Annotated in this window: 6 protein-coding genes; 4 read left to right on the top strand and 2 right to left on the bottom strand. The window is 72.7% G+C overall.

All coding sequences use genetic code 11. The features are described from left to right. The first annotated feature begins 343 nt into the window (after positions 1 to 343). Complete coding sequence (locus tag ACZ6YG_RS33215; protein WP_466020188.1) at positions 344 to 3,592, top strand: LamG-like jellyroll fold domain-containing protein; 3,249 nt, start codon at positions 344 to 346, stop codon at positions 3,590 to 3,592. 19 nt (positions 3,593 to 3,611) lie between these two features. Next, positions 3,612 to 9,878, top strand: coding sequence for an RHS repeat domain-containing protein (locus ACZ6YG_RS33210; RefSeq protein WP_466020187.1), 6,267 nt, complete (start codon positions 3,612 to 3,614; stop codon positions 9,876 to 9,878). 37 nt (positions 9,879 to 9,915) lie between these two features. On the opposite strand, the gene ACZ6YG_RS33205 is transcribed toward ACZ6YG_RS33210, so the two are convergent. Then, a complete protein-coding gene (locus ACZ6YG_RS33205; RefSeq protein WP_466020186.1) occupies positions 9,916 to 10,746 on the bottom strand; it encodes a hypothetical protein in 831 nt (276 codons plus the stop codon). A gap of 31 nt (positions 10,747 to 10,777) precedes the next feature. Further along, positions 10,778 to 11,392 carry a Scr1 family TA system antitoxin-like transcriptional regulator gene (locus ACZ6YG_RS33200; protein WP_466020185.1) on the bottom strand — a complete coding sequence of 205 codons (615 nt, stop codon included), beginning with the start codon at positions 11,390 to 11,392 and terminating at the stop codon, positions 10,778 to 10,780. 84 nt (positions 11,393 to 11,476) lie between these two features. Between ACZ6YG_RS33200 and ACZ6YG_RS33195 the strand changes: the two genes are divergently transcribed. Together ACZ6YG_RS33195 and ACZ6YG_RS33190 are read left to right on the top strand one after the other, a co-directional pair. Beyond that, on the top strand, positions 11,477 to 12,286 hold the full coding sequence (locus tag ACZ6YG_RS33195) for a hypothetical protein (RefSeq protein ID WP_466020184.1): 810 nt from the start codon (positions 11,477 to 11,479) through the stop codon (positions 12,284 to 12,286). Beyond that, positions 12,283 to 12,660, top strand: coding sequence for a GntR family transcriptional regulator (locus ACZ6YG_RS33190; RefSeq protein WP_148035843.1), 378 nt, complete (start codon positions 12,283 to 12,285; stop codon positions 12,658 to 12,660). The genes ACZ6YG_RS33195 and ACZ6YG_RS33190 overlap by 4 nt, the downstream gene beginning before the upstream one ends.

Raw genomic sequence — 12,660 nt, 5'->3', positions numbered from 1 at the left:
TGATCGGAAAGATATCCCTGAAAGTTGTCTTCATCAATCCCTGATGACATGAAAGTTGACCGTGACGCGTAAGGCGGCCTGCCGACCGCCTTATCTCCTGCGTCGGGGCCCGTTTGGCGAAAGTTGTCAAAAAACCTGGGTTTCATGGAAAACCTTTACAGACCGCGATCAGCCTCTTGATCACCCCCTCCGCCGCGTACACACTTGCGCTGAATCCCCGGCTTTACAGAGCGTCGTCGGAGGCATGATGGCTCGGGTCAGGAGCACCGCAACATCGCCAGGCCACCGTTTACGTCCGAGCCTCAGACCCGTCACAGCAGTCGCCGCAGCGGCTGCTTTTCTGTTGGCAGGGCTGACAGCACCGACCCCCGTCCAGGCGGGCACCCCGGTCACGCACCGGGAGCCCCCGCCTGACACCGCCACCGAGCTGGGCGCCCTCGACGTGGCCCGCCAGAAGAACGAACGCGTCGAGGTCGGCTCGCTGCGCACCGAGACCCGCACCGTCTACGCCACCCCCGAGGGCAGCCTCGTCCTGGAGCAGAACGCCCGCCCCGTCCGGGTACGCCAGGACGGCCGGTGGACCCCGGTCGACACCACCCTGCGCCGCCTGCCGGACGGCTCGGTCGCCCCCGTCGCGACGGCGGTGGACCTGCGGTTCTCCGGCGGCGGCGACGCCCCGATGGCCAAGGTCGCCAGGGGCGCCAAGTCCCTCGCGATGACCTGGCCGGGCAAGCTGCCCGAGCCCGTGCTCGACGGCGCCACCGCGACCTACGCCGAGGTGCTGCCCGGCGTCGACCTTCAGGTGACGGCCGACGTGGACGGCTTCTCGCACGTCCTCGTGGTCAAGACCAGGGAGGCCGCGCTGAGCGGCCGGCTCGACCGGCTCGACTTCGCCCTCCAGCCGGAGGGCCTCACCGTACGGCGGGGCCGGGGCGGCGGGATGGAGGCGGTGGACCGGACGGGCGCGGAGGTGTTCGCCGCGCCGACGCCGCTGATGTGGGACTCGCCCGACACCGTCAGGGCCCTGGCCAAGCGGCCCGGCGAGGGGCCGGACCCGGGCACCCGGCACGAGGCGATGGGCCTGCGGGTCGACGACCGCGCGCTGACGCTCACCCCCGACAAGGCCATGCTCGCCGACCCGGACACCCGCTACCCCGTCTACCTGGACCCGTCGGTGTCCGCGCCGCGCGGCTCGTGGACCGCGGTGTGGAAGCGGTATCCGACCACCAACTACCTCAACTCCAGCGACGTGGCGCGCGTCGGGCACGAGAACGACACCGGAGGCACGAACCGGTCGTTCTTCCAGATGAACACCGGCAGCGCCATCCACGGCAAGCAGATCATCAAGGCCACCCTGCGCACGTACGAGACGTGGTCGTGGTCGTGCACCAAGAAGCCCGTCGAGCTCTGGCGGACCGGCACCATCAGCAAGTCCACCACCTGGAACAACCAGCCGACCTGGTACGAGAAGCTCAACACCCAGACGGTGGCCAAGGGCTGGGGCACCGCCTGCCCGGCCGGCGGCGTGGAGTTCGACGCCACGGCGGCGGCGGTGCAGGCGGCGGCCAAGAGCTGGCCGAACATCACGCTGGGCCTGCGCGCCAGCAGTGAGACCGACACGTACGCGTGGAAGAAGTTCCGCAACAACCCCACGCTCGTCGTCGAGTACAACACCATCCCGACCACTCCCGTCGCGGCCGACGTCTGGTCCGACCCGGGCGGCGCGTGCGTCTCCGGCACGGCACGGCCGAGGATCGGGACGGCGACGCCGAAGCTGTGGGCGAAGCTGCGCGACGGCGACAACTCGGTGAAGGCCCGCTTCGAGTGGTACGACGCGGCCGGGACGAAGCGCGGCGAGTTCCTCACCGCCGCGGCCTCCTCCGGCAACGCGTTCACCGCGACCGTCCCCGCAGGCGTCTACACGGACGGCTCGGTGATCCGGTGGCGGGCGCGCGGCGAGGACGGCCAGGCGAACAGCGGCTGGAGCCCGTACTGCGAGATCGGCGTGGACACCACCGCGCCGGGCCGCGAGCCGACGGTCTCCTCGGCGCGGTATCCGGAGAACGCCTGGGGCGAAGGGCTCGGCCGGGCCGGGGAGTTCACCTTCGGCGCGAACGGCGAGGCCGACGTGACCGCGTTCCTGTACGGGCTCAACACCAGCCCCGTCACCGAGGTGAGCGCGACCGGCGGCGCGGCGACGATCAGTCTCACCCCGCTGGAGGAGGGCCCGAACGTGCTGTCCGTGCGCAGCAAGGACGGCGCGGGCAAGCAGGGCCCGATCCGCAGCTACGTGTTCAACGTGCGGGCCGGCACCGGCCCCGCGGGCTACTGGCGGCTCGACGAGGGCTCCGGCGTCACCGCCGGGGACGAGGCGGGCGCCCATCCGGTGGCGGTCACCGGCGCCGCCTGGGCCGACGGCCGGGCCGGCAAGGCGCTCAAGTTCGCCGGCGCCGGCCAGTACGCCGCCACGGCCGCCGGCGTCGTGCCGACCGATCAGAACCTCGCGGTCTCGGCGTGGGTGCGGCTGTCGTCGCTGCCCGCGGGCAACGTGGCCGCCGTCAGCCAGAGCGGGCAGGACAACAGCGGCTTCTGGCTCGGCTACAGCGGCGGCGTCAAGTCGTGGGCGTTCATGATGAACCACCCGGGCGGCACCTCGCACACCATCTGGGCGCGCAACCCCGCGGTGGTGCCCGCCGCGAACGAGTGGACCCACCTCACCGGCGTCTACGACTCCGCCACGCGCAAGATGACCCTGTACGTGAACGGCACGCTCGCCGCCGGGCCCGTGACGTACCACGGCGGGGCCGGACCGGCGACGGCGGTGCAGTTCGGGCAGGCCCGCTACCAGGGCAGGCAGACCGACCCGTGGCCCGGCGAGGTGGACGAGGTCCGGGTGCACGACCGGGCCCTGGCCGCCGACGAGATCGTGAAGCTGGTGAACCACGCGGCCACGCTCACCGGCCACTGGACGCTGGACGAGGAGACCGGCACGGCCGCGGCCGACACGGCGGGCGTGACCGGCCCGCTCACCCTCGGTCCGGGGGCCTCCTGGACCAGCGGCTGGCTCGACGGGGCGCTCGCGCTCGACGGAGCCGCCGGGCACGCCGAGGCGTCGCGGGCGGCGGTGCGCACCGACGACAGCTTCACCGTCACGGCGTGGGTCCAGCTCGACACGCTGCCGCCGGCCGACGCCGCGGCGGTGGCGCAGCGCGGGACCCGGGCCCGCGGCTTCGCGCTCGGCTACGCCGCCGACGGGCCGCGCTGGTCCTTCGGCATGGCCGGCGCCGACGCGGACGGGGCGCCGGTGACGCGCACCCGATCGGACGCCGTCCCGTACGTCATGGAATGGACCCACGTGGCGGGCGTGTACGACGCGCTCGCCAAGAAGCTGCGCGTCTACGTGGGCGGGCAGCTCGTCGCCACCACCGAGACCGGCCACGCGAGCACCTGGAACGCCACCGGGCCGCTCCAGCTCGGCCGGACCCTGCACGACGGCGCGTTCACCGGGCACTGGCCCGGCATCGTCGACGATGTCCGCACCTACCAGGGCGCACTGGGCGATCTCGACGTCGCCCGGCTCGCCGCCGAATGACCCTCCGCCGGCACCCCCCATGCCCGACCCCTGGACGGTGAGGATGTACGACCACGAGGAGATCCCCGACTACGAGCGCTCGACCTTCCTGATCTTCGAATGGTTCCCGCGTAAGTTCCGCTGGTTCGCCCGGTCCTGCGCGGCCATGGCGATCGTGGTCGTCGTGCCGCTGGTGTACGCCATGCCGGCCGAGGCCGAACGCAGGGAACGGCCGGAGGTTCAGAAGGAGGAGCCGGTGCCCGGCCGGCCGGTCGCCGTGCTGCCCAAGGCCGAGGACGTCACGGCCGAGAAGGCGCTCAAGGCGGCCCCGTCCGTGGCCTGGCCGAAGCCGGGCACCGCCGAGTTCGCACCCGCCGCGAGCCGGCCGGAGCGGGGCAAGGCCGAGCCGGGCAAGGCCGCAGCTGAGCCGGGCGCGGGTGAGAAGGCCTGGGTGAAGGCCGGTTCGCTGCCGGTGCGGGTAGAGGCCCCGGCGAGCGGGCGCGCCCAGGCGCCGCCCGAGCGGGTCAGGGTCGAGGTGCTCGACCGGGCCAAGACCCCCGGCGTCCAGGGCGTGCCGCTGCGCCTGTCCCGGGGACAGGGTGCCACGCGCGGCGGCCCGGCCCGGGTCGAGCTGGACTATTCGGGCTTCCGGCACGCGTTCGGCGGCGACTACGCCGACCGGCTGAAGCTGGTCAAGCTGCCGGACTGCGCGGGCGCCGCCTGCCCCGAGCCGGAGCCGGTGCCCGCCGAGAACGACGTCAAGGCGGGCGTGCTGACGGCCGAGGTGAACGTCGAAGGCGCCCAGCTGTACGCGCTGACCGCCACCGCCTCGGGCGCCTCGGGCGACTACTCGGCCACGTCGCTGGCGCCGTCGGCGAAGTGGAGCGTCGGCCCCCAGTCGGGCGACTTCAGCTGGAACCACCCGATGCGGGTGCCGCCGTCCATCGGCGGCGAGGAGCCCGTGATCAGCCTCGGCTACTCCTCGCAGAGCGTCGACGGCCGCACCTCCTCCACCAACAACCAGGTGTCCTGGGCGGGCGAGGGCTTCGACCTGACCTCCGGCGGCTACATCGAGCGCCGCTACAAGTCCTGCACCGCCGACGGCAAGAAGACCGGCGACCTGTGCTGGGACCACGAGAACGCCACGCTGATGCTCAACGGCTCGGCCGTGGAGCTGGTCAAGGACGCCACCACCAAGCAGTGGCGGCCCAAGCGCGACGACGGCACCCGGATCGAACTGCTCACCGGGGCGACGAACGGCGACAACGACGGCGAGTACTGGCGGCTCACCACCACCGACGGCACCCAGTACCACTTCGGACTCAACCGGCTGCCCGGCTGGACCACCGGCAAGCCCGAGACGAAGTCGGCCTGGACGGTGCCGGTGTTCGGCAACGAGTCCGGCGAGCCCTGCCACAACTCCACCCCCGCGAACGCCTGGTGCCAGCAGGCCTGGCGGTGGAACCTGGACTACTCGGCCGACCGGCACGGCAACGCGCTCACGTACTGGTACGAGACCGAGCGCAACCACTACGGCCGCAACGAGAAGCCCGACCTGGGCACCCCGTACGTCCGCGGCGGCTACCTGACCCGCATCGACTACGGCTACCGCTCGGCCGAGCTGTTCTCCGGGGCCCCGGCGGCGCGGGCGGTGTTCACCGTGGCCGAGCGGTGCCTGCCGAGCGGCTCGATCACCTGCGAGCCGGCCCAGCTCACCAAGGACACCGCGAGCCACTGGCCCGACGTGCCGTTCGACCGCAACTGCAACGCCGGCGAGAGCTGCAAGGACCGCACCTCGCCCACGTTCTGGACCCGCAAGCGGCTGGCGAAGGTGACGACGCAGGTCCGCTCCGGCAGCGCGTACCGGGACGTGGACTCCTGGACGCTCACCCACTCCTTCCCCGCCACCGGCGACGGCCTGAGCCCGGCGCTGTGGCTGGCCTCGATCCAGCACGCCGGCCACGTCGGCGGCACCGTCACGCTGCCCAAGGTGACCTTCGCCGGGGTGCAGCTCCGCAACCGGGTCGACGCCGACGAGGGACGCGCCCCGCTGTACAAGTGGCGCATCCAGTCGATCAACTCCGAGGCCGGCGCCGAGACCCGGGTGAACTACGCGCCCGAGGAGTGCGCGCCGGGCAACCTGCCCGCCGCCGACCGCAACACCAAGCGCTGCTACCCGCAACGGTGGACGCCGCAGGACGAGATGGAGGTGCTCGACTGGTTCCACAAGCACGTGGTCGCGCAGACCGTGGAGATCGACCGTACCGCCCGCTCCCCCTGGCTGGTCACCGACTACGAGTACCTCGACGGGGCGGCCTGGCGGTACGCCGAGCACATCCTGATCAAACCCAAGGAGCGCACCTGGTCCGACTGGCGCGGTTTCTCCCGCGTACGGGTGCGTCAGGGCGACGGCCAGGACGGGCCGCGCACGATGACCGAGCACCGCTACTACCGCGGCATGGACGACGACCGGCTGGCCGACGGGAGCCGCAAGGACGTCAGGGTCACCGACAGCGAGGGCAAGGCGCGCGAGGACCACGACCAGCTCTCCGGGGCCGACCTGGAGACCATCGTGCACGACGGCGACGGCGGGAAGGTCCTGTCGGCCACCGCCGAGGAGCACTGGTGGCGCAAGACGGCCGAGTTCACGTTCGAGGGCGTGACCAAGACGGCCCACATCGTGCAGTCCGCGAAGATGACCGCCCGCGACCTGAAGGAGGACGGCACCTGGCAGCGCACCGCCGAGGAGCGGACGTACGACGAGCACGGCATCCTCACCCAGGTGAGCGACCTCGGCGACGTCACCGACCCCGCTGACGACGTCTGCACCCGCTACACCCACGCCCGCGACCCGGCCGCGTGGATGCTCGACTTCACCAGCCGCGTCGAGACCGTCGCCAAGCCGTGCTCGGCGACGCCGCAGCGGCCCGCCGACGTGCTGTCGGACGAGCGGTTCCACTTCGACGGGCGCGCGTTCGGGCAGCCGCCGCTGCGCGGCGACGTGACCCGCGAGGAGGAGCTGGCCTCGTACGAGGGGAGCACGCCGCGGTACGTGCTGGACGTGGCGCGCACGTACGACGCCTACGGCCGCGAGACGTCGGAGACCGACGCGGCCGGCGGCTCCACCACGACCACGTACGTGCCCGCGACCGGCGCGCAGGCGACCGAGGTGCGCTCCGCCAACCCGCTCGGCCACTCGGACGTCACCTACGTCGAGCCCGCCTGGGGCGAGCCGGTCGCGGAGGAGGACGAGAACGGCCGCCGCGCCGACCTGCAGCACGACCCGCTCGGCCGCCTGGTCAAGGTGTGGCAGAACGACAGGAACAAGGCGGCGGGCCAGTCGCCCAACACCGAGTACTCCTACCTGATCCGCACCGACGGCCCGAACGTCGTCACCACCAGGACGCTCGCGACCGACGGCACGTACATCGCCAGCCACGAGCTCTACGACGGGCTGATGCGCCCGCGCCAGACCCAGGAGCCCGCGCCCGGCGGCGGGCGGGTCATCACCGACACCTTCCACAACTCCATCGGCGAGGTGGCCAAGACCAACGAGGGCTACTACGCCACCGGCGACCCGGAGACGAACGTGTTCGCGGTGTCGGACGACGACGTCGCCGGCCAGGTCGTCACCGCCTTCGACGGGGCCGGCGAGATGGTCTCGCAGAGCTTCCGCGTCAAGGGCCAGGAGAAGTGGAAGTCCACCGTCCGGCGCGCCGCCGACCGGGCGCACGTCACCCCGCCGCCCGGCGAGAGCGCCGCCACCCTCATCGCCGACGCCGAGGGCCGGGGCGTGGAGCTGCGCCAGTACAAGGGCTCGACCCCGACGGGCGAGTACGAGGCCACCAAGTACACCTACGACAAGGCGGGCCGGCTCGCCACCGTGACCGACTCCGCGGGCAACGTGTGGCGGCACCACTACGACCTGCGGGACCGCGAGATCAAGACCGAGGACCCGGACAAGGGCGTCACCACCCGCGTCTTCAACGACCTCGACGAGGAGGTGTCCAGCACCGACGCCCGCGGCCGCACCCTCGTGCACGCCTACGACCTGCTCGGGCGCAGGACCTCGACCCGGGAGGGCTCGGCCACCGGGCCGCTGCTGGCCGAGTGGCGCTACGACGTGCTGGCCAAGGGCCACCTGGCCGAGACGGTCAGGTACGCGGGCGGGCAGGCCTACTCCGCCAAGATCGAGGCCATCGACCGGGAGTACCGCACCCTCCGCCAGAGCGTCACCATCCCGGCACGTGAAGGCCCGCTGGCCGGCACGTACCTCTTCAACACCCGCTACACCGCCGACGACCAGGTGCAGTCCATCACGTTCCCGGAGGCCGGCGGCCTCCCGGCGGAGACCGTCACCTACGGGTACGACGCGCTGCGCCAGCCCACCAAGGTCGAGGGCCTGTCCACGTACGTCACCGACGCCCGCTACGGCAAGCTCGGCGAGACGCTCCAGTACGAGCTCAGCACCGGCACGCGCAAGACGTGGCTGACCTACACCCACGAGGAGGGCACCCGCAGGCTCATCCGCTCCCAGCTCGACAGGGACATCGGCACCGCCTCCGACCTGGACCTGAACTACACCTACGACGCGACGGGCAACGTCACCCGCATCGCCGACCGGGCGTCCGCCGACACCCAGTGCTTCACCTACGACCACCGGCGCCGGCTCAGCGCCGCGTGGACGGCCACCGACGCCTGCGCCGCCCCCGAGCCGCGCTCCACCCTGATCGGCGGCGTCGCACCGTACGCCACCAGCTACGCCTACGACTCCACCGGCAACCGGACGAAGGAGACCCACCACGCCTTCGGCGGCCGGTCCCAGGTCGTCCGCGACTACGCCTACCCGGCCGCCGGGCAGCCCCGGCCGCACGCGCTCGCGTCCGTCACGCCCACCGGCCCGGCCGGTGAGCAGTCGTCCTCCTACGAGTACGACGCGGCGGGCAACACGATCGTGCGCCGGACCGGCAGCTCCTCCCAGCAACTCACCTGGGACGCCGAGGGCAACCTCGAATCGGTCACCGAGGCCGGCAAGACCACCTCGTTCGTCTACGACGCCGACGGCGACCGGCTGATCCGCCGCACCCCCACCGACACCGTCCTGTACGTGGACGACCTGGAGTTGCGGCTCGACCAGGCCAAGCAGACCGTGGAGGGCACCCGCTACTACACGGTCAACGGCGAGGCGGTGGCGGTACGCAACTCGGCGGGGAAGGTCCACTTCTTCGCCAGCGACCACCACGGCACCGCCAACGCCGCCGTCGACGCCGACAGCGGCGCGGTGGCGATCCGCCGTCAGACCCCCTTCGGCGCCGACCGGGGCACCCCGCCCACCTGGTGGCCGGGCGAACGGGGGTTCGTCGGCGGGACCGTGGACCCGACGACCAAGCTCGTGCACCTGGGCGCCCGCGAGTACGACCCGGTGATCGGCCGGTTCCTGTCCGTGGACCCGGTCATCGACGAGCAGGATCCGCAGCAGCTGCACGGCTACGCCTACGCCGGCAACAGCCCCGTCTCCGCGACCGACCCCGACGGGCAGCTGTTCTGGTTCGCCGCCGGCATCGCGCTGCGGATCGCCCTCCAGGCCGCGGCCCGGCGGGCGGCGATCGCCGCGGCCCGCAGGGCAGCCGCTGCCGCCGCCCGGCGCGCCGCGCTCGCCGCCGCCCGCCGCCGCGCCGCCGCCGAGGCCCGGCGCAAGGCGATCGAGGCGGCCAGGAAGAAGGCCATCGCCCAGGCCAAGAAGAAGGCCGCCGCCGAGGCCAGGAAGAAGGCCATCGCCAAGATGCGCAAGGCCGCCGCCGAGGCGGTCAAGCGCAGAGCGGCCGCGGCGAGAGCCCGCGCGGCGGCCGCACGGGCCCGCGCCCGCGCCGCGGCGTCACGCGCACGGGCGGCCGCGTCCAGGGCACGCGCCAGGACCGCGGCGAAGGTCAAACGCGCCGTCGCCCAGCGTCCGAAACCGGCCAGGGCCAGACCCAACCACCGGCCCACCACCCGCCGGGCGCAACAACGCGCGAACCCGCCCAAGGCACAGCGAAATCCGTCCAGCAACCAGTCCCAGCCCCGAAGAGGGCTCTCCGAGGAGCAGAAACGCTCCATCGACGAGCAGATGGGAGCACGCCGCTACAGTCCGGAAGAGCTGGGTTCCCACACCCGCAACGCGCGCAGCGAGTCGGAGCTCATGCCCTGGCAGGGCACCGGGCACGGCCCCGCGAGCAAGCCCTTCGAGTCGGACAAGCCGGGCGTCGGCAAGGGCAAGGCGGTCGCCTGGTTCCTCTGGAAGATCCTCAGACCGGTGGCCAAGGACTGACCATCCGCTGATCGGCCCCGGGACCGCCCGGGGCCGATCACACCGGTCGGAGCATGCCCGACAGGTGGACCAGCCCTTCCCCGTACCGCTCGGCGACCTCTCGCTCCAGCTCCGGAGTGACCACCCAGACCCCGGCCTCGACCCGTCCCGTCAGGATGTCGACAGAGGCCGATCGCAGGCCCTCCACCTCCTCCTCCACCCGCTCCCGCACGGCCTGGAGCTCGGCCTCGGTGTGCTCGGCCGGGCTCAGGCACAGCGCGCCGCCCCAGAGCTCGCGGATCGCGGCCTCGTGAGCGGCGGGGTCGCCGGTGAAACGGACGTTCAGGACGAGCCGCTTCGGGTCGTTGCCGTGGCGCTCGACCGACCCAGGGTCGCCTTCCATCTCCTCCAGGTAGCTCTGGTCCAGCCAGCTGCCCGCGTAGCCGGGAAGCTCCTGGGCTCTGGCGAGCGCGGCATCCATCGCCTCCTGAGTGGCCTTCGCCGGGTCGGCCGGGCGCCAGCCGCCCGCGGGTCGCGGGCACGGTGAGGTGAAGTCCGGCCCGCCGCCCGGAGCGTCGCGCCGCCCGGCGGGGCGCGGCGGCTCGGTGAGCGTCAGTTTCGCGCCGTCCCAGGTGCCGACCACGTGGTACTCGCCCCACCGCACGCCCCCTTGGGCCGAGTGCTCGACCGCCTCCCAGTCCCACCCGGCCAGGTCGATCCCGCCGCACTGGGGCGGAAGGGACTCCATGACCAGGTCGCAGAGCTGGGGTCCGTGCTCGTCGTCGGACAGCACGGTGCCTTCGGCCTGGTATCGCGTGACGGTCGCGGCCGGGGCCGTCCCGCAGGAAACGACGGTCACCAGCGCGGCGACGAGCAGGGCACCTCTCATGCCTCTGAGACGGGTCCGGGCGCGCGGTGGTTCAACGGGCCTTGAGTCGGTCGATCAGCGTGCGGTAGTCCGTCGCGATGTCGGCCAGCAGGTCGCGCAGCTCGTCGCCGTACACCGCGGCGGCGGCGAACGCCTCGAAGGCCTCCTCGTGGGCGGCGATCTCGGACGCTCCGGTCAGGGTGAGATCACCGGTCAGGGTCTCGACCACGCTGACCGTGCCGTCGTAGATGGTGAACCCGTGGAGCGGGAAGGCCGCCGCCTCCGCCTTCCAGGGGACGACGCCGAGCCGGACGTGCGGCAGCGCCGAGACCTGGGCCAGCCGGTCGAGCTGCGCCGGCATCAGGGACGGTGACCCCGGCCGGGTGCGCACCGCGCCCTCCGTGAGCACGAACGCGAACCGCCGGCCCTCTTCCAAGAGCACCGCCTGCGCCTCGACCCGGGCGGCCACCGCCTCGGCCGCGTCGTCCGTGTCGGCCGTGTCGGCCGGGTCCGGGCCGATGGCCAGTCGCGCGTAGTCCGCCGTCTGCAGCAGTGGCGGGATCATCGCGGGGGAGAACACCGCCATCCACCGCGCGGAGCGCACCCGCGCCGCCTCGGCCGCCTCGCGCCGGGGCAGCTCACCGGGTGTCCGTAGTCGATCCTCCACACCGAGGGTTCTACCACGCGCTTGATTTGTCGCAAGCTTTGACGCATCATATTAAGACAATGCTTGCGACAAAATGGAGGGGTCATGTCGAGCGACGCGTTATCCGGTCACGGTCCGGCGGTGCGGCCGGAGGACCTGAAGATGGCGGAGATCTGGCTGACCGGCCACGGCCTGCCCGACGTCCGGCCGACGCCGCTGCTGGCCGTGCGGCTCGCGGTGCGCCGGCGGGCGCGGCTCGCCAACGCGATCCTGCCGGCCGGCCTGTTCATCGGGGCCGCTCTCGCCTACGTCTCCGGCGAATCCGGGCTGCACGCCATGGTGCCGGTGCTGATCCTGATCGTGCTGGTAATCGGGATGCTGCTGGCGCAGGCGCTGCTCGACCGGTGGGTGCGCAGGGTCGACCGGCGGGCCGGCGAGGCCTTGCCGCGCCGGACGGCTCATCTTGCCCAGCCCGGCTGGCAGGCCCTGCTCGGCCGGCCGCGCGCCGTGTTCATCGTCGCCACCTTCGCCGGCGCGACGGCGCTCGTGGTGAGCGCGCTGACCGTCCAGGACGCCGACGCGCGGTACGCGGCCCTGGTCGTGCTGGTCGGCGTCGCCGGGGCCGGCGCCGGGATCGTCCTGCAACTGCGCGACCTGCTGGCGCGTCCGATCGTCGCCGAGGACGAGGCCTCGCTGACCGCCGACGTCATCATGCGGATCGAGGACGCGCGCGAGGCCGGCATGCCGACCGTGCCGTGGTCGCTGCCGGTGGTGCTGATCTTCGGCGCCGCGCCCCTCTGGTGGAAGGTCGCGTCGATCGCCCTCGTGATCATCGGGATGATCGCGCTCGTCGTGATCACCATGCGGACGCCGTCGAGCGTGACGACGGCGCGGCGCGTGATGAGCCTTTCATGATCGTCATCGACGCGGCCTCACCCGTCCCTCCGTACGAGCAACTGCGCGCCCAGCTCGCCGGCCAGATCCACGACGGCACGCTGCCCGTCGGCTCCCGGCTGCCGACGATCCGCCAGCTCGCGGCCAACCTCGGGCTGGCCGTCAACACGGTGGGCAGGGCGTACCGGGAGCTGGAGGAGGCGGGGCTGATCGAGACCCGGGGCCGGGCCGGGTCGTTCGTGTCGGCCGCCGGCGAGGAGGGCCGCGAACGCGCCCGCCGCGCCGCCGCCGACTACGCGGCCGTGGTCGCCAGCGTCGGCATCGACCCGCACGAGGCGCTCCGCATCGTCGAGGCCGCCCTGCGCCCCACCTCACCGGCGCGGGCCTCCCCCTGA

The organism is Nonomuraea sp. NPDC054003, assembly GCF_055585125.1.
Note: the sequence above shows the minus strand (reverse complement) of the source record. Positions and strands in the feature narration are given on the sequence as shown.

Coding starts and splice junctions, on each gene's coding strand:
- ACZ6YG_RS33195 (WP_466020184.1), top strand. CDS start 11,477: ATGTCGAGCGACGCGTTATCCGGTCACGGTCCGGCGGTGCGGCCGGAG.
- ACZ6YG_RS33205 (WP_466020186.1), bottom strand. CDS start 10,746: ATGAGAGGTGCCCTGCTCGTCGCCGCGCTGGTGACCGTCGTTTCCTGC.
- ACZ6YG_RS33210 (WP_466020187.1), top strand. CDS start 3,612: ATGCCCGACCCCTGGACGGTGAGGATGTACGACCACGAGGAGATCCCC.
- ACZ6YG_RS33190 (WP_148035843.1), top strand. CDS start 12,283: ATGATCGTCATCGACGCGGCCTCACCCGTCCCTCCGTACGAGCAACTG.